This is a genomic window from Aeromonas sp. R3-1 (genome assembly GCF_040908345.1).
Classification (GTDB): domain Bacteria; phylum Pseudomonadota; class Gammaproteobacteria; order Enterobacterales; family Aeromonadaceae; genus Aeromonas; species Aeromonas veronii.
The window spans coordinates 1-16,542 of sequence record NZ_JBFODN010000208.1; the positions used below are offsets into that span (position 1 = coordinate 1).

15 protein-coding genes and 6 tRNA genes are annotated in these 16,542 nt (G+C 57.6%); 10 read left to right on the forward strand and 11 right to left on the reverse strand.

Annotated elements, in window-relative coordinates; all coding sequences use genetic code 11:
* Positions 1 to 184: 184 nt before the first annotated feature.
* Positions 185 to 1,870: an aspartate:alanine antiporter gene (locus tag AB5Y85_RS13205; protein WP_005336899.1), complete on the reverse strand. Its 1,686-nt coding sequence runs from the start codon at positions 1,868 to 1,870 to the stop codon at positions 185 to 187.
* Positions 1,871 to 2,007: 137 nt separating this feature from the next.
* Between AB5Y85_RS13205 and AB5Y85_RS13210 the strand changes: the two genes are divergently transcribed.
* Complete coding sequence (locus AB5Y85_RS13210) at positions 2,008 to 2,505, forward strand: hypothetical protein (protein WP_047437735.1); 498 nt, start codon at positions 2,008 to 2,010, stop codon at positions 2,503 to 2,505.
* Between the two features lie 138 nt (positions 2,506 to 2,643).
* On the opposite strand, the gene AB5Y85_RS13215 is transcribed toward AB5Y85_RS13210, so the two are convergent.
* Positions 2,644 to 2,719 (reverse strand) — tRNA-Asn (locus tag AB5Y85_RS13215).
* 133 nt (positions 2,720 to 2,852) lie between these two features.
* Between AB5Y85_RS13215 and uvrB the strand changes: the two genes are divergently transcribed.
* The 3 genes from uvrB (at position 2,853) to AB5Y85_RS13230 (ending at position 5,945) form a co-directional block, all read left to right on the forward strand.
* Complete coding sequence (gene uvrB / locus AB5Y85_RS13220) at positions 2,853 to 4,865, forward strand: excinuclease ABC subunit UvrB (protein ID WP_257687989.1); 2,013 nt, start codon at positions 2,853 to 2,855, stop codon at positions 4,863 to 4,865.
* Positions 4,862 to 5,119 carry a YkvA family protein gene (locus AB5Y85_RS13225; RefSeq protein ID WP_005360976.1) on the forward strand — a complete coding sequence of 86 codons (258 nt, stop codon included), beginning with the start codon at positions 4,862 to 4,864 and terminating at the stop codon, positions 5,117 to 5,119. Before uvrB ends, AB5Y85_RS13225 begins: the two co-directional genes overlap by 4 nt.
* A 178-nt stretch (positions 5,120 to 5,297) precedes the next feature.
* Positions 5,298 to 5,945, forward strand: a complete 648-nt coding sequence (locus AB5Y85_RS13230) for a DedA family protein (RefSeq protein ID WP_013723684.1) — start codon at positions 5,298 to 5,300, stop codon at positions 5,943 to 5,945.
* A 77-nt stretch (positions 5,946 to 6,022) separates the two neighbouring features.
* On the opposite strand, the gene dsbB is transcribed toward AB5Y85_RS13230, so the two are convergent.
* Together dsbB and nhaB are read right to left on the reverse strand one after the other, a co-directional pair.
* Positions 6,023 to 6,544, reverse strand: a complete 522-nt coding sequence (dsbB, locus tag AB5Y85_RS13235; protein WP_005336895.1) for a disulfide bond formation protein DsbB — start codon at positions 6,542 to 6,544, stop codon at positions 6,023 to 6,025.
* Between the two features lie 98 nt (positions 6,545 to 6,642).
* Positions 6,643 to 8,223 carry a Na(+)/H(+) antiporter NhaB gene (gene nhaB / locus AB5Y85_RS13240; RefSeq protein WP_005360973.1) on the reverse strand — a complete coding sequence of 527 codons (1,581 nt, stop codon included), beginning with the start codon at positions 8,221 to 8,223 and terminating at the stop codon, positions 6,643 to 6,645.
* Between the two features lie 333 nt (positions 8,224 to 8,556).
* Here nhaB and fadR point away from each other — a divergent pair, with 333 nt between their 5' ends.
* The 6 genes from fadR to AB5Y85_RS13270 all read left to right on the forward strand — a co-directional run bounded on the left by fadR (position 8,557) and on the right by AB5Y85_RS13270 (position 14,124).
* Positions 8,557 to 9,270: a fatty acid metabolism transcriptional regulator FadR gene (gene fadR / locus AB5Y85_RS13245; RefSeq protein ID WP_026034983.1), complete on the forward strand. Its 714-nt coding sequence runs from the start codon at positions 8,557 to 8,559 to the stop codon at positions 9,268 to 9,270.
* Positions 9,271 to 9,535: 265 nt separating this feature from the next.
* Complete coding sequence (locus AB5Y85_RS13250) at positions 9,536 to 9,676, forward strand: TIGR02808 family protein (RefSeq protein WP_005345965.1); 141 nt, start codon at positions 9,536 to 9,538, stop codon at positions 9,674 to 9,676.
* 188 nt (positions 9,677 to 9,864) lie between these two features.
* The gene (locus AB5Y85_RS13255) at positions 9,865 to 10,422 is read left to right on the forward strand and encodes a YaeQ family protein (RefSeq protein ID WP_005352343.1); all 558 of its coding nucleotides are present in this window, start codon (positions 9,865 to 9,867) and stop codon (positions 10,420 to 10,422) included.
* A gap of 12 nt (positions 10,423 to 10,434) precedes the next feature.
* Positions 10,435 to 11,319, forward strand: coding sequence for an AEC family transporter (locus AB5Y85_RS13260; protein WP_201946795.1), 885 nt, complete (start codon positions 10,435 to 10,437; stop codon positions 11,317 to 11,319).
* A gap of 221 nt (positions 11,320 to 11,540) precedes the next feature.
* Complete coding sequence (locus tag AB5Y85_RS13265) at positions 11,541 to 12,005, forward strand: hypothetical protein (protein WP_021229454.1); 465 nt, start codon at positions 11,541 to 11,543, stop codon at positions 12,003 to 12,005.
* Positions 12,006 to 12,288: 283 nt separating this feature from the next.
* On the forward strand, positions 12,289 to 14,124 hold the full coding sequence (locus AB5Y85_RS13270; protein WP_257687990.1) for a sigma 54-interacting transcriptional regulator: 1,836 nt from the start codon (positions 12,289 to 12,291) through the stop codon (positions 14,122 to 14,124).
* 169 nt (positions 14,125 to 14,293) lie between these two features.
* On the opposite strand, the gene AB5Y85_RS13275 is transcribed toward AB5Y85_RS13270, so the two are convergent.
* The 7 genes from AB5Y85_RS13275 to AB5Y85_RS13305 form a co-directional block, all read right to left on the reverse strand.
* Positions 14,294 to 14,370: transfer RNA gene (locus tag AB5Y85_RS13275), tRNA-Val, on the reverse strand.
* 38 nt (positions 14,371 to 14,408) lie between these two features.
* Positions 14,409 to 14,485: transfer RNA gene (locus AB5Y85_RS13280), tRNA-Val, on the reverse strand.
* A gap of 34 nt (positions 14,486 to 14,519) precedes the next feature.
* Positions 14,520 to 14,596: transfer RNA gene (locus AB5Y85_RS13285), tRNA-Val, on the reverse strand.
* An 18-nt stretch (positions 14,597 to 14,614) separates the two neighbouring features.
* Positions 14,615 to 14,691: transfer RNA gene (locus AB5Y85_RS13290), tRNA-Val, on the reverse strand.
* 12 nt (positions 14,692 to 14,703) lie between these two features.
* Positions 14,704 to 14,780: transfer RNA gene (locus AB5Y85_RS13295), tRNA-Val, on the reverse strand.
* 159 nt (positions 14,781 to 14,939) lie between these two features.
* The gene (locus AB5Y85_RS13300; RefSeq protein WP_257687991.1) at positions 14,940 to 16,319 is read right to left on the reverse strand and encodes an MATE family efflux transporter; all 1,380 of its coding nucleotides are present in this window, start codon (positions 16,317 to 16,319) and stop codon (positions 14,940 to 14,942) included.
* A 150-nt stretch (positions 16,320 to 16,469) separates the two neighbouring features.
* A partial coding sequence (locus AB5Y85_RS13305; RefSeq protein WP_368221564.1) for a YaeP family protein occupies positions 16,470 to 16,542 on the reverse strand: 73 nt, incomplete at its 5' end.

A 16,542-nucleotide genomic window follows, 5' to 3' on the forward strand; every position in this document is an offset into this window, starting at 1 on the left:
AACTGAGCGGCATTGCTGGCGTGGAGGAAGTCGAGAGCCTGGTCGATACGCATAAAAAATCCGAAACCAATCAACAGGTTTCGGATTTTCACACAACAGAAGGATCGGTCAATGGATCCTTAACTGATCGGCATTAGGAGCCTGAGGCTCCCTTCTTTGTTAGCGGTAATGTGATGGCTGCTGGCTAGAACCAGAAGCCGATGATAAAGGAGCCCGCCAGGGTCAGCATCACGTTGGCCACCGCATAGGTACCGGCATAACCGAGCGCCGGAATGGAGCTGTTGGCTGCCTCGTTGACCACATCCATCGCCGGGGCACAGGTACGGGCACCTGTGATGGCACCGAGCAGCAGTGCCGGGTTCATCTTGAGCACCCAGACCCCGAACAGATAGCCGACCAGCACTGGCAAGGTGGTCACCAGCATGCCGGAGAAGAGCACTACCGTACCCACCTCGCTGAGGTGGTCGAGGATGCCGCCACCGGCTTTCAGGCCCGTGCTCACCATAAAGACCGCCAGACCAAGATCCTTGGCCAATCTGAGCGCGCCGGGCGGCACATAGCCGACCGTCGGGTGGTTGGCCCGCAGGTAACCCATCAGAATGCCTGCCAGCAGCAGGCCGACGGCGTTGCCGAGACCGAATTCGATCTGACCGAACACCAGCGAAACGGAGCCGATCAGCAGGCCGAGTACGAAGAAGGTGGTGAAGGCCACCAGATCCGTGGTCTGGCTGTGGATGCTGATAAAGCCGATCTTGTTGGCCAGCAGTTTGACCCGCTGCTTCTCGCCGCTGATCTGCAACACGTCGCCCTTTTGCAGCATGATGTTGCGATCGAACGGCATCTCGATCTGGGAGCGCACTACCCGGTTGAGGAAGCACCCTTTCTCGGTGAGGTTGAGCTCCACCAGATGGCGGCCTACCACGGAGTCATTCTTTACCACTATCTCTTCGGTAACGATCTGTAGGTCAAGCAAGTTGCGGTCGAAAACCTCTTTACCGTTGCGATAGTTGACGTCCAGCTTCTCGTGGCTCTCGGGATAGCCCACCAGGGCGATCTCATCCCCTTCCTGAATGACGGCATCGCCATCGGGACTGGCCAGAATGCCGTTGCGGCGGATTCGCTCTACATAGCAGCCGGTATGGGGATAGATGCCGGTCTCGCGCAGGGTACGGCCACCGATCCAGGCTGCCAGTTCGGGGCCCACCCGATAGGCGCGGATGATGGGCAGATAGGTCTTGCGACTCTCGCTGTCGGAGAGACCCCGCTCGCGGGCGATTTTTTGCGCCTCGGTATTGAGATCGAGTCGTGCCAGCGACGGGAGATAGCGCACCACCAGCATCAGGCCAACCAGACCCACCAGATAGGTCAGGGCGTAGCCGATGCCCATGTTGTCCAGCACCGCCTGCATATCGGTTTGATGAGGCAGGTTGAGCAGACCGCTACGCAAGGCATCCTGGGCACCCACCAGCGCCGGGGTCGAGGTGAGGGAACCGGCCAGGATCCCCGCCGCCATGCCCGGCCCCAGATTGAAGAACTTGGCCAGCCCCACCGTCAGCAGCAGGGCGGTCAGCAAGATCACCAGGGTCAGGGTGATGTAGTGGATGCCGTCGCGCAGGAAGACGCTGAAGAAGTGAGGGCCTGCCTCGATCCCCACACAGAAGATGAACAGCATAAAGCCGACGTTTTCAGTGGTGGCCGCAAATTCGAAGCCCATCTGGCCAAACAGCAGGGCGGTAAACAGCACACCTATGGTGTTGCCAATCTGAAAGTTGCCAATTCGCACCTTGCCAAGCAGCAGGCCGAAGGCCAATACCACGAACAGCAGCAGGGAGTCGCTTTGATGTAGCAGTGTCACGAAATCTATGGTCATGCCCGGAAAAACCGAGGAAAAAAGTGGGGTCGATATTGTGCCGGATCTATCCCCAATAAAGAAGCGCAGGGAAGCGATTAATCGGACGTTATCGGACGCTATTTGTGGAACCGGCGGCGTGATAGGGAGACAAGCGGATGAAATCTGGCAATTTTTGCTGTAACCGTCGTTGTCAATTAGTGAAATCTGCTGCCCGCGACCGAAGTGCTCTGGCGCAGGCCGATATTTTAGATTCTGCTGTTCAGCTGCTTGGCGGGGATCAGTTTCAGCAGATTCAACCGATGGCCGCCATGGTGGATAGAGGGGCAAATCAGCTTGATATTTGCCCGTTCGCCCACGGGGCATGGGTTGGCAAAAAGATGCTTCTGAAAAGTGCCAATAGAGCCTGTCACCAGGTGGTTTCGGAGGGAGCAAAAAAACAGCATAAAATCAGGTTGGCCAGCAAAATGACTCTTTGCCGGGGGCCATCAAGGGCAATCCTGCGTCCTGACGGGGCTTGCTGCACTTACCCACAGAATCTGTGGATAACCCTGTTTATGAAACTTGTTTATCGCCCTGAAAGCCGCGCCAGCACTGGGATGCAAGGGCTGTTCAAAAAATACCGGAAGAAAAATGTTTGTATAAAAATCAAATAGTTAGATGCGACAGGAGAATACTCTGTCGTGCCGGAACGGGTAACAAAAGGGAGCGTCAGCAGCAAGAAGGATCTTGTGCATTAAAATTGGCAGGAGAGGGCACTAAAGTGGATAACTTGCACCGAGATGGTGAGAAATTGGCTCCCCCGACTGGACTTGAACCAGTGACATACGGATTAACAGTCCGCCGTTCTACCGACTGAACTACGGGGGAACATCAGGCAAGGAGGAGCATCATACAGAAGGTGTCCTGGGTGGTCAAGCCATTCGCGGGATGATGGCACGGGTGTACCGCTGCTAAACCCTCGGTTACACTGCTCCTCTGCTGTTTTGTGTCGGGAGTGTTCATGAGCAAATTGTTCAAGTTAGCCAGCCAGTTTCAACCCGCCGGGGATCAGCCCGCGGCGATTGCCCAACTGCTGGATGGCATCGAGTCCGGCCTCGCCCACCAGACCCTGCTCGGGGTGACCGGTTCGGGCAAGACCTTCACCATGGCTAACGTCATCGCCACCCTGAACCGCCCGACCATGATCCTGGCTCCCAACAAGACCCTGGCCGCCCAGCTCTATGGTGAGATGAAGGAGTTCTTCCCCGACAACGCGGTGGAGTATTTCGTCTCCTACTACGACTACTACCAGCCCGAAGCCTATGTGCCGACCACCGACACCTTTATAGAGAAGGATGCCTCCATCAACGATCACATCGAGCAGATGCGATTGTCGGCCACCAAGGCGTTGCTGGAGCGGCGCGACGTGGTGATCGTTGCTTCGGTGTCGGCCATCTATGGTCTGGGGGATCCCCAAGCTTATCTGAGCATGATGCTGCACCTCAAAGTGGGGGATGTGATCAACCAGCGGGATATCCTGCGTCGCCTCGCAGAGCTGCAGTACACCCGCAACGACATGGCGTTTCAACGCGGTACCTTCCGGGTGCGCGGTGAAGTGATCGACATCTACCCCGCCGAATCGGACAAGCTGGCGCTGCGGGTAGAGCTCTTTGATGAAGAGGTGGAGCGCCTCTCCCAGTTCGATCCCCTGACCGGCGCTATCGAGCAGGCGGTAGTGCGCTACACCATCTACCCCAAGACCCACTACGCCACCCCGCGCGAGACCATTCTGGGGGCTATCGAGCATATCAAGGAGGAGCTGCGCAGCCGCCGCGAGCAGCTGTTGTCCCTCAACAAGCTGGTGGAAGAGCAGCGCATCAGCCAGCGCACCCAGTTCGACATGGAGATGATGCAGGAGCTGGGTTACTGCTCCGGTATCGAGAACTACAGCCGCTACCTCTCCGGCCGTGCGCCGGGGGAGCCGCCGCCCACCCTGTTTGACTACCTGCCGGGGGATGGTCTGCTCATCATTGATGAGTCCCACGTCACGGTGCCGCAGATTGGCGCCATGTTCAAAGGGGACCGCTCCCGCAAGGAGACCCTGGTGGAGTACGGCTTCCGGCTCCCCTCGGCGCTCGACAACCGGCCGCTCAAGTTCGACGAATTTGAAGCGCTGATGCCGCAGACGGTGTTTGTCTCGGCGACTCCCGGCCCCTACGAGCTGGAGAAGTCCGGCGGCGATGTGGTGCAGCAGGTGGTGCGCCCAACCGGCCTGCTCGATCCGGAGATCGAGGTGCGTCCTGTGACCACTCAGGTGGACGATCTCCTTTCCGAGATCCGCAAGCGGGTCGCCGTCGAGGAGCGGGTGCTGGTTACTACCCTGACCAAGCGGATGGCGGAAGACTTGACCGAGTATCTGGCGGAGCACGACGTCAAGGTGCGCTACCTCCACTCTGACATCGATACGGTCGAGCGGGTGGAGATCATCCGCGATCTGCGCCTTGGCAAGTTCGATGTGCTGGTGGGCATCAACCTGCTGCGGGAAGGTCTCGACATGCCGGAGGTGTCGCTGGTGGCGATTCTGGATGCGGATAAAGAGGGCTTTCTGCGCTCGACCCGCTCGCTGATCCAGACCATCGGCCGTGCGGCGCGTAACCTCAACGGCAAGGTCATTCTCTACGGCGATACCATCACCAACTCGATGAAGGTAGCCATTGAGGAGACCGAGCGGCGCCGCGCCGTGCAGCATGCCCATAACCTCAAGCATGGCATCACCCCCAAAGGGCTCAACAAATCCATTGGCGATGTGATGGACATGGGGGGTAGCCGCACGACAGGTAAACCTGGCAAGGGGATGCGCAAGGCGGCCGAGCCGCAAGGGGAGTACCATGCCCGCTCTGCCAGCGAGATTGCCAAAGAGATCAAGCGGATGGAGGAACAGATGTTCCAACATGCCCGGGATCTGGAGTTCGAACAGGCGGCGGCACTGCGGGATCAGATCCTGCAGCTGCGCAGCGAGTTGATCGAATCATGAGCCGCAAACGCTGGCTGATTTGGCAACGACTGCGCCGTCTCTATCAGGGCTTTCGCCATCCCGGTACCCCCTGGTGGGCGAGGGGCCTGGTGATCCTTATCCTGCTCTATGGCATCAGTCCGGTGGATCTTATCCCCGACGTGGTGCCCTTGCTGGGTTGGTTCGATGATGTGACCTTGCTGCTGGTGTTGCTATGGGGCTGGGAGCGTTGTCTTCCCCCCGCAGTGCGCAGCGATCTGGAACAGGCCTCCTAGTTCACCTTTTCAACACCACGCTCGACATCACTCTGTGCGCTCCCACCCTCGAAGGAAGCGGAAAAACGGTTTCATTTGAAGGTGGACGCTGCGGGATGAAAAAGAGGCTGGCCGGTGATTGTCGCCCGAATGGCATTGGCGTAGACTCCACGCCGTTCACTTTATGGGTATGGAAAAAATGGATCTGATCCTCTTTGCAATCGACTTTATCCTGCACGTTGACGTGCATTTGAAAGAGCTGTTCGAGAACTATGGCGTCTGGGTTTACGCCATCCTGTTTCTGATCATCTTCTGTGAAACCGGGTTGGTAGTGACGCCGTTCCTGCCGGGTGACTCCCTGCTGTTTGCCGCCGGTGCGCTTACCGTGGGCAGCGTGCTGGACGTCCATACCCTGGCGGCCGTGCTGATCATCGCTGCCGTGCTGGGCAACGTGGTCAACTACACCATTGGTCACTTCTTCGGCGAGCAGCTGTTCCGTAACCCGGACTCCAAAATCTTCCGCCGCGACTATCTGGAGAAGACCCACGCCTTCTATGCCAAGCATGGCGGCAAGACCATCATCATCACCCGCTTCCTGCCCATCGTGCGTACCTTTGCGCCGTTCGTGGCAGGGATGGGGGCCATGACCTATCCGCGCTTCCTGGCGTTCAACCTGGTTGGCGGCCTGCTGTGGGTACTCTCCTTTGTCTATGCCGGCCACTTCTTTGGCAATCTGCCGGTGGTGCGTCACAACTTTACCCTGCTGATCTTCGGCATCATCGGTATTTCCCTGTTGCCCATGGTAATTGGCGCGGTCAAGGCCAAGATGGGTACAGCCAAGGCATAACCAGAAATACGGTCAACCAGAACGAGAAGGGGGAGCCATTATGGCTCCCCCTTTTTATCTCCACGCGGGCATGACACTCAGTTGCAGCAGCGCCCTTTCACCAGATTGCCGATGGCCACTACGGTGAAGACCAACAGGTAAGCGGCGAAGATGACGACCAGCCACTGGGGCATGGAGTAACCGAAGAACTGCCAGGTGATCTGGGCACAATCCCCTTCCGGCATAAAGAGCCAGGGGAGCCACTGATCGAGCGGAGCCCAGCTCGGGAAGTCGGCAAATGGGCTGCAGACGTTGAACGGGGAGGGGTTAACCTGATAGTCCACATGCTTGAGGGCCAGCTGGAAGCCGCGGAAGGCACTGTAGCCCCACAGCAACATGGCACTCCAGCGAACATACCACTTATCCGGCGCCACCATGCCGAGCAGACCGGCGGCCAGCACACCCAGGGTCGCCAACCGTTCGTAAACACACATCACGCACGGGGAGAGGCCCAGCACATGCTGGAAGAAGAGGGCGCACAACTCGAGGAACAGGGCTGATGCTGCCAACAGACCCCAGGCCAGCCGATGGGCGGCGATACGGCGGAGAAACTCGATCATCTAATTGATCTCTCAGAAAAAACAGTGGCTGAATTAGAGCAGAGCGGAACCGAAAAGAAAAGGGCCCTGAAAGGGCCCTCGGAAACCGTCGCAATGGATTAATGCAGCGCCGGCTGTACCGCTGGCAGCGCACTCTCCATCACCAGCCATCCGTGCTGATAGAACCACTCGGTGGCAGGGCCAAGCAGCAATTCGACAGAGAAAAAGCCGATCAGCCCCAGCACCAGGGTGTAGGGCAGCGCCATCCAGACCATGCGGCCATAGGAGAGACGCAGCAGCGGCGCCAATGCCGAAGTGAGCATAAACAGGAAAGCGGCCTGACCATTGGGGGTGGCGACCGACGGCAGGTTGGTACCTGTGTTGATGGCTACCGCCAGCAGATCGAACTGGGCGCGGTCGATGGCACCATTGAGCATGGCCGTCTTCACCTCATTGATGTAGACGGTGCCGACAAAGACGTTGTCACTGACCATGGAGAGCACCCCGTTGGCCAGATAGAAGAGGGCCAGCTGGTTCTCTGGTTTGGCTGCAAGTACCAGCTGGATCACCGGCTTGAACAGCTGCTGATCGATGATGACGGCGACCACGCTGAAGAAGACCGCCAGCAGGGCGGTGAAGGGGAGTGCCTCCTGGAAGGCTTTACCCAGCGAGTGCTCCTCGGTGATCCCGGTCAGGGAGGTGGCCAGCACGATAACCGAGAGGCCAATCAGGCCAACGGCTGCCAGGTGCATGGCCAGGCCGACAATCAGCCAGACCGCAATCAACGCCTGAACGATCAGCTTGGCCTTGTCTTGTGGGCTGCGTTTTGCCTCTTCGTAGCGGTTGTACTCCTCCATGATGGCGCGCACCGTGTCCGGCAGGCGGGCGCCATAGCCAAACCAGCGGAACTGCTCTACCAGCACGCATGTCAGCAGACCGCAGATAAAGACGGGGATGGTGACTGGAGACATGCGAATGGCAAATTCGGCGAAGTTCCAGCTGGCTTGCTCGCCGATGATGAGGTTTTGCGGCTCGCCCACCAGGGTGCAGACACCACCCAGCGCGGTACCGATGGCGGCATGCATCATCAGGCTGCGCAGGAAGGCGCGAAAATCGTCGAGATCCTGGCGATTGAGCTCGGCGACTTCCTTATCATCGGTATGGTCATGGCTGTGACCAAACTCCTTGCCGGACGAGACCTTGTGATAGATAGCGTAAAAGCCGGTAGCGACGCTGATCACTACGGCAATCACGGTCAGGGCATCGAGAAAAGCCGACAGGAAGGCGGAGACCAGACAGAAGGAGAGGGAGAGCAGGATCTTGGAGCGTACGCCGATGAGCAGCTTGGTGAAGACATAGAGCAGCAGCTGCTTCATGAAATAGATGCCTGCCACCATGAACACCAGCAACAGCAGCACCTCGATATTGGCGACCAGCTCGTGCTTGACCTGATCGGCGGAGGTCATGCCGATCAACACGGCTTCGATCGCGAGCAGGCCACCCGGTTGCAGGGGGTAGCACTTGAGGGCCATGGCCAGGGTGAAGATAAACTCAACGACCAGTAACCAGCCCGCAATGAAAGGATCAAGATGGAAGGCAATCGGATTGATCACCAGAAATAGCAAGATGGCGCTTTTATACCACTGTGGTGCATTGCCCAAGAAGTTCTTGGCGAATGCCTGCCCTAGGCTTATTGGCATGATAATGGGTCTCAACTTTGTTGTTAGGATCTGCTTCTATGCAGTCAAGGATGATTCGACCTGTGCCTCCGGATGTTGGCCTTTATCTGTCTGATTCCTCGTGATTTTAATCAAAAAGCGTGACGATTATAAATGATAGCCGATGGATCTCTGCCCATCTGTCTGTTTTATAACCACCTTGTCGGGGTTGGCTGGCTCCCTCGTGGCGATTAGATACATATTCCCAACACTATATTTGCCATATGTGAGCAGAGGACTGACCTTATGCTTGCCAGCCATCATCGCTTTGATATCATTCGTCAGCCTTTTTACGCATTACAACAGAGTCAATTCATGGTTATAAAAGCGCAGAGCCCAGCTGGGTTTGCCGAGGAATACATCATCGAGTCCATCTGGAACAATCGCTTTCCTCCCGGATCTATTCTGCCCGCCGAGCGTGAATTATCCGAGTTGATCGGGGTGACGCGGACTACCTTGCGCGAAGTGCTGCAGCGACTGGCCCGTGATGGCTGGTTGACCATACAGCATGGCAAGCCGACCAAGGTGAACAATTTCTGGGAAACCTCCGGCCTCAATATTCTGGAGACGTTGGCTCGTCTGGATCAGGACAAGGTACCTGACCTGATAGCTCAGCTGCTCTCCGCCCGTACCCACATCTGCACCATCTTTATCCGCGGGGCGATCCGTCACAATCCGGAACAGGCCGCCGAGATCCTGCGTGGCGCCGATGGGGTCGAGAACAACGCCCAGGCTTATGCCGAGTTCGATTATCGTCTGCACCACCAGCTGGCGTTTGCTTCCGGCAATCCGATCTACGCCCTGATCCTGAACGGTTTCAAAGGGTTGTACAGCCGGGTCGGCAGCTACTACTTCTCCGACAAGCAGGCCCGCGAGACCGCAGATGCCTACTACAAGACCCTGCTCAATCTGGCGGAGACCAAGAACCACGAAGCGGTGTTCATGACGGTGCGTCAGTACGGTATCGAGTCCGGCAAGCTGTGGACTCGCCTGCGTCAGGACATGCCAAGCGATCTGTGCGACAACTGATCCCTTGCCTGTGCTGTCCAAGAAACGCGCCATCCGGCGCGTTTTTTAATTCTGCCGTGTTTGTGTCTATCCTAGATTGGTGATGGTAATTGTTTGAACTGCATGGATATTTGGCCAAAAAGCTTGATCCAGCGCAAATGAACCCTGCATTTATCACTTTGGTGGCATAGGACCCAACCGCTGATTGAGGTCAAATGGAGGCATCAAGAGCGGAGCCAATATCCGCCAGAAGGAACACACCTTTCACCGGATGAAGGACACAACAATGAGTCTTCTTGAACACACCATCTGGACAGTACTGGGATACGGGGCCATGCCCTTTATCTTTCTGAGCGGATTCGTGGCGGTGGCAGTGACCTGTTGCATGCTACTGAACGCGTTCGGGGTACAGTCCGCCGAGAAGTGAGTCGCTTCTCCATGCCGCCAAATGCCAGTCTTCGGACTGGCATTTGTTTTTTGTGTCTTTTAAAGCACTTATCCCGGCTGGGAAGGGGAAATCTTTGGTCAGGATGGTCGAACCTGCCGCCGATTTTGATTACACTGGCGCCCGTATTTCCCACTCACCCTTCTCTTATCAGGGGTTCAAGGTTTTCTATGGCTCTCAAGGCAACCGTATTCAAGGCCCAGATCAGTTTGTCTGATATGGATCGCAATCTGTATCAGGACTTCTCCCTCACGCTGGCGCGCCACCCCTCCGAAACCGATGAGCGGATGATGATCCGGCTGGCGGCTTTTGCCTGGCACGCCGCTGAGCGACTGGAGTTCACCAAGGGATTGAGCGCCGATGACGAACCCGAGCTCTGGTGCAAGAACTACTCGGACGAAATAGAGCTCTGGATCGAGCTGGGCCAACCCGATGAAAAACGGCTCAAAAAAGCCTGCAACCGCGCCCGTCAGGTGGTGCTCTACCTCTACGGTGGTCGTGGTACAGCCGTCTGGTGGAAGCAGAACCAGGGCAAGCTGAGCCAGCATGACAACCTCAGCATCATCGAACTCTCCGACAGCCAGACTCTGCCGCTCACCGCCATGGTCGAGCGCACCATGCAGCTCACCTGCACTATTTCCGATGGTCAGCTCTGGGTAAGCAATGGCGCACTGGAAGTGACGCTGGATCCGGTGGTGCTGATGGGCAAACCGGCCCGCGAACTGTAACGGACGCCGCCCATGTTCAGCGCCTTGCTCAATATCGTCATTCCGGTGTTCGGTGTGGTCGGGCTCGGCGCCCTCTACGGGCGATTGCGACCGGGGGCTGCGCTCGGTTACGTCAATCGGGCCAATATCGAGCTGTTTACCCCAGCGCTGGTCTTCTCCGCGCTGGTCAAGTATCCGCTGGTGCTGGCGGAGCATCTGCCGCTGATTGCGGCGGGGGCGCTGGTTATTCTGTTACCCGGTCTGTTGCTCGCGCTGCTCAAACTCAAAGGAATTGAGCGGGCAGCCCTGATCTTGCCCGCCATGTTCCGAAATACCGGCAATCTCGGTATCCCCTTGATGGTGCTGGCGTTTGGCGAGCAGCAACTGGGGGCCATCGTGATCCTCTTTGTGCTCTCCAATCTGCTGCACTTCTCGGTCGGCATGTTTATTCTCTCGGCCAATACCTCCCGCTGGCTGTGGCTGCGCAGCCCTGTGTTGTGGGCCGCGCTGGCCGGTTTGCTGGTGGCCAACCTGCACATTACGCTGCCGGAATATGTGGTGACCACGGCCTCGCTGCTCGGCCAGATCTCGGTGCCCCTGATGCTCTTTGCGCTGGGTATTCGCCTGATGGAGGGAGAACTCGATCACCTTGGCCTCGCGCTCAAGTGCAACCTGCTCTATCTGCTGGCGGGGGGATTGTCGCTGCTGCTGGCGATCTGGCTGTTGCCGCTCAAGACGGAGTGGATCCCGCTGTTGATGTTGTCGGTTTCCTTGCCCCCTGCGGTCTTGAATTACATGCTCTGCGAGCAGTATCACTGTCAGCCGGACAAGGTGGCCAGTATCGTGCTCGGCGGCAATGCCCTCTCTGTGCTAGTGATCCCGCTGGCGGTCTGGCTGGCACTTCATCTGCCCGGCTAAGCCAGATTGCATCGCTGCGGCGGTGCGACTCACTGGTCTATTGCTTGATCGAACCGAGTCGCAGTAGTTCGCATCTCATCCATGTCATCTCTATTCATCATTGCCTCCGTAATATATCTGTCGACCCGTATCCGACCCTGAGCCCCCGGCCTAACGGCGACAGCTATAGTTGAAAAAGAGCTGACTGACACTGTTTAACCAATGCCAGTGAGGGAAACCGGATGGGCACAAGTGAGCAATCTGATCCTGTGGGGCAGGCAAAATCGCGCTATGACCCGGCATTGCCTACCGGTTATGACTGGCGCAGACACCGCCGTTTTATCCTCAGTGGCGGTGGTTACAAGGCAGAATGCAGCCGTCGCAACTGGTTTTTGGAGTTGCTCAACCCGGTGCCCTATGTGGTAGTGCGCGACATAGCCATCGGCGGCATCGGTATTCTGGGGGCCATACGGTTGAAAGAGGGGGATGAGCTGGTGATTGCCATTCCCTCTGGCGAGAAACTGCGCGGTCTGGTCGTGAGATCCCAGCCAGACCCACTCTTTCCCAAACTCTATCGCACCGGTATTCGTCTGCATCGTTATCCAACGGCCGAGCTGTTTGCCCGCTGGCAAAGTTACATTCAGCCGCAAGATAAAGCGGATTTCGACCATGAGTGCCAAGTCTTGAAACAGGTACGCGGCGCGTGAGCCAGATGCCATTTCAGTGGCTGTTTTCCCTACCTTCAGCATGATTTGTCGATGGATTCCGCAGATCAGCAGGCTTGGCTGTCCCGAGTGGTTTATCTTGCTGCATGTGTTTTCATCTTCATGTTTTTATTGAATTTTATCTGTGCCTCTGAAGTCACGGAGGATACGGATCATTTTCCCTTTTCGTGATCCCCCCCGAAGTAGTTCCCCCTGATATCCCTTAGTATCTGGCCAGCATGACTCCCTTTCGGGGGAGGATAACAAGAACAAAAAGGAATGATGGATGAGATCCGTGAGCAACCAGTGTCTGTTGATGCAGATCCAGCCGACCATCTTGCGCTTTGCCAAGATGCTGGCGAGTGTGCTGCAGCTTGAGGTCGAAATTGTGGATGCCGATATGGTTCGGGTGGCTGGCACCGGGCCCTATGGCAAGTTCTTCGGACGTCAGCTGGAGGGGGATTCCCGCCTGCTGCGCTATGTGATTGATAACCAGCGGGAGAAGATCGTTACCCACACCAGCGATGATCCGGTGTGTGACGGTTGTACCTGCAAGGAGAGCTGCCGTGAGCGCGCCTTCCTCGGGGTGCCCATCATGGTGGACGAGCGCTGCATCGGGGTGATCAGTCTGGTGGCTTTCAGCGACGAGCAGCAGACGCGCCTCAACAACAATCTGCAGGATGTGTGCGACTATGTGCGTCACATCTCCACCATCTTTGTGGCCAAGTTGCTCGATTCGCGCGGGCTGTCGGACGGGGTCAACAAGGTGTTCCTCAATCTGATGACCAACATGGATCAGGGTTGCCTGCTGCTCGATGACAAGAGTCAACTGCTCTACGCCAACGAGGCGGCACTCCATCATCTGGGTTGCCAGCAGGAACAGCTGCAGGGGCGCGAAGTGGGGATCCGACCGCTCACCTTCTCCCAACAGGGGCTGAGTGGTCATCTTCAGCACATCATCACCTTTGAAGGTCGTCAGGAGCTGATCATCGGCCAGCTACACCATGTGCAGGGCCAGCAGCTCTTTCTGATGGCGTTTCACCAGTCCCACTCCGGTCAGATTCAGGAGCCGGATCCGGATGTGCGGATCGATCAGCTGATCGGCGAGAGCAAGCCGATGCGTACCCTTAAGCGGCTGCTGCACCGCATCGCCCAGAGCCCCTCCAGCGTGCTGATTTGTGGCGAAAGCGGCACCGGTAAAGAGGTGGTGGCCCGCGCCGTCCATCGCCTGAGTCCGCGGCAGGACAAGCCTTTTATTGCCATCAACTGTGCCGCCATTCCCGAACAACTGCTGGAGAGCGAGCTGTTTGGTTATGTGAAGGGCTCCTTTACCGGCGCCTCCAGCGGTGGCAAGCAGGGCCTTATTCAGGCAGCCCATCAGGGCACCCTGTTCCTTGACGAGATTGGCGACATGCCGCTCACCATGCAGGCCAAGCTGCTGCGGGTGCTGGAGCTACGGGAGGTGACCCCCATCGGTGCCAGCCGACCGGTGCCGGTGGATATTCGCATCATCGCCGCCACTCACCAGCATCTCGATCAATACATCGCCGAAGGGAAGTTTCGTGAAGATCTTTACTACCGCATCAACGTCATCCCTCTCAACCTACCGCCGCTGCGGGAGCGGGAAGGGGACGTGGAGCTGCTGACCCACTACTTTCTCAACCTGCACACCAGCCGCATTGGCATCGTCTATCCCGGTCTGGCACCCGAGGTGATGGCGCTGCTCAAGGGGTATCGCTGGCCTGGCAACGTGCGCGAGCTCAGCAACCTCATCGAATATCTGGTCAACGTCAGCCAGGCGGGCGAGGTGATTGACGCCAGCCTGCTGCCCCCCAACATCATCCGCAATCAGGAGCCCCATCGCGTGGCGGCCCAATCGATCCCGGTGACCAACCTGGATGCGGCGTTCAATGTGCCTGCCACAGCTCCGCTCGCCGCCATGCCGGAGAAACTGCCTGAACCCGCTCCGGGTGAGAGCGGCCTTGAGAGCATGGAGAAACAGATGATTGAAGAGACCCTGCAGCGGCTCGGCAACAAGAAACTGGCCGCACAGGCGCTGGGGATTGGGATTGCTACCCTCTATCGCAAGATAAAGAAGTACGAGATTGCCGTGCAGAGCTGAGGTGCTGGCGGCATCTATCCGGCCCGTGTCGTTTATCGGATGACACGGGTTTTTTGTGGAAACAAGGCTCTGCGCCATTGCCGAATTGTGCTGAACGGATTGGCGGGGCAGGGGAGTGGCTGCATGGCAGAATGCAAAAAGCCCGCTCGATGAGCGGGCTTTTTTAATCTGGTGCGTCCTAGTGGATTCGAACCACCGACCCCCACCATGTCAAGGTGATGCTCTAACCAGCTGAGCTAAGGACGCAGGGTGCGCAATGCGACTTTTATTTCTTTATGCAGAAGTGGTGGGTTTAATTGGATTCGAACCAACGACCCCTACCATGTCAAGGTAGTGCTCTAACCAACTGAGCTATAAACCCACATCTGGAATATCTGCAAAGTTTTGAAACTGAATGGTGCGTCCTAGTGGATTCGAACCACCGACCCCCACCATGTCAAGGTGATGCTCTAACCAGCTGAGCTAAGGACGCATAATCAGTGTTTTGTGATGGTGCGTCCTAGTGGATTCGAACCACCGACCCCCACCATGTCAAGGTGGTGCTCTAACCAGCTGAGCTAAGGACGCATCACAGAAAAGTGGTGGGTTTAATTGGATTCGAACCAACGACCCCTACCATGTCAAGGTAGTGCTCTAACCAACTGAGCTATAAACCCACTTTCTCTTACTTCACTACGCCAGCGCTGCTGACGTGGTCGGCATACTACCCATGCCCCCCAAGGCTGTCAACAGGCCATATGCACAAAGGAGACTGTTTGCCCAGTTCTTGCGCAGCCTGTTGATTTTGCAGGCGAGTTGTCGCTCGCCAGGCCCTGTTACTGAGATCGCGACAGGGTAGTGCAGGCCTCCGGAGTGGCAAAACGGCCGTAGATGTAGCGCAATCTCGCCCCCAGCATCAGGGCAGCACTGGTGAGGCCGACGATAAAGCCGATCCAGAAACCCTGCGGCCCCATCCGCGGCACCAGCCAGTCGGTGAGACCCAGGATCATGCCGGTGGGCAGCCCCAGTCCCCAGTAGGCGACGATGGTGACGTAGAAGATCGCCTGGGTATCCTTGTAACCGCGCAGTGCGGCGGCCGCGACCACCTGCACCGAGTCGGAGATTTGATAGATGGCGGCGAAGAACAGCAAGATGGCCGCCAGGACGATCACCTGCTGATCATCGGTATAGATGGAGGCGATCTGCTCGCGCAGTAGCACCGTCATGGCGGCAGTGGCAGCGGCGATGGCCATCCCCAGCATCAAGCCGGTGCGGGCGGCTACCCGGGCATGATGGGGTTGCCCTTCACCTATGCTGTGGCCGACCCGGATGGTGACACCCACCCCGATGGAGAGGGGTAGCATAAAGACCAGGCTGGAGAAGTTGAGGGCAATCTGGTGGCTCGCCACCGTCTCGGCGCCGAAGGGGGCCAGCATCAGGGCCACCACGGTAAACAGGGTCACCTCGCAGAAGATCGCCATGGCGATGGGGAACCCTAAGCGGAACAAGCGCCAGATCCGGCTGCCGTTAGGGCAAGCCAGCTGGGAGAAGAGCCGGATCTCGGTGAAGTGACGGGAGAGCTTCACATAGAGGATCATCGCCAGCAGCATGGCCCACAGCACGATGGCAGTAGCCACGCCACAGCCCACCCCGCCCAGTTTCGGCATGCCGAAGTGGCCGTGAATGAAGATGTAGTTGGCGGGAATATTGACCGCCAGCCCGACAAAGCCGATCACCATGGTGGGCATAGTGTGGGAGAGCCCCTCACTGAAGTTGCGCAGCACCTGGAATATCACGAAGGCGGGCAGGCCCCACAGAATTGCGTGCAGATAACCAGTGGTCTTGGCCGCCATTACCGGCTCCACATCCATGAACTGCAACGCCAGCGGGCTGTAATAAAGCGCAATCATCGCCAGCGGGGTGACGATCAGCGCCAGCCAGAAACCCTGATGAACGGCCGGGCGAATTGCCTCCCGTTTACGGGCGCCATTGAGTTGGGAGACGATGGGGGTGAGCGCCATGATGATCCCCTGCACCAGCAGGATCACCGGTAGCCAGAAGCTGGACGCCACCGACACGGCGGCCAGATCGACCGCACTCACCTGACCCGCCATCACGGTATCGACGAAGTTCATGGCGACCTGGGCCACCTGGGCGACCAGAATGGGGCTGGCTAGACGGACGAGCTGCTTCGCCTCGGACCAATAACGTTGCACTGACACCTCCGAGTGGATCAGATATAGAGTAAAAAAGAGCGGAAATCGGGAAGAGCCTTTGCACTTTCGGACGAAAGTGCAAAGGGTGGGGGAGGCATTCTAGCCTGAAATTCAGCCAGGACGAAATAGTTGCCGCCCCGGGGGGCAGGATCAAGCGTCTTCGTGATCGCTGATCAGCAGGTTGGCAGCGGCATAGGCAGCCTGCTCGCGCAGCTCGGCGGGT

Bases quoted from the DNA above. Each gene is read 5' to 3' on its own strand.
- AB5Y85_RS13225 (WP_005360976.1), top strand. From the start codon at position 4,862: ATGAGCCGCAAACGCTGGCTGATTTGGCAACGACTGCGCCGTCTCTAT.
- dsbB (WP_005336895.1), bottom strand. From the start codon at position 6,544: ATGATCGAGTTTCTCCGCCGTATCGCCGCCCATCGGCTGGCCTGGGGT.
- AB5Y85_RS13265 (WP_021229454.1), top strand. From the start codon at position 11,541: ATGGGCACAAGTGAGCAATCTGATCCTGTGGGGCAGGCAAAATCGCGC.
- AB5Y85_RS13255 (WP_005352343.1), top strand. From the start codon at position 9,865: ATGGCTCTCAAGGCAACCGTATTCAAGGCCCAGATCAGTTTGTCTGAT.
- AB5Y85_RS13210 (WP_047437735.1), top strand. From the start codon at position 2,008: ATGAAATCTGGCAATTTTTGCTGTAACCGTCGTTGTCAATTAGTGAAA.
- fadR (WP_026034983.1), top strand. From the start codon at position 8,557: ATGGTTATAAAAGCGCAGAGCCCAGCTGGGTTTGCCGAGGAATACATC.
- nhaB (WP_005360973.1), bottom strand. From the start codon at position 8,223: ATGCCAATAAGCCTAGGGCAGGCATTCGCCAAGAACTTCTTGGGCAAT.
- AB5Y85_RS13270 (WP_257687990.1), top strand. From the start codon at position 12,289: ATGAGATCCGTGAGCAACCAGTGTCTGTTGATGCAGATCCAGCCGACC.
- AB5Y85_RS13230 (WP_013723684.1), top strand. From the start codon at position 5,298: ATGGATCTGATCCTCTTTGCAATCGACTTTATCCTGCACGTTGACGTG.
- AB5Y85_RS13260 (WP_201946795.1), top strand. From the start codon at position 10,435: ATGTTCAGCGCCTTGCTCAATATCGTCATTCCGGTGTTCGGTGTGGTC.
- AB5Y85_RS13250 (WP_005345965.1), top strand. From the start codon at position 9,536: ATGAGTCTTCTTGAACACACCATCTGGACAGTACTGGGATACGGGGCC.
- AB5Y85_RS13205 (WP_005336899.1), bottom strand. From the start codon at position 1,870: ATGACCATAGATTTCGTGACACTGCTACATCAAAGCGACTCCCTGCTG.
- uvrB (WP_257687989.1), top strand. From the start codon at position 2,853: ATGAGCAAATTGTTCAAGTTAGCCAGCCAGTTTCAACCCGCCGGGGAT.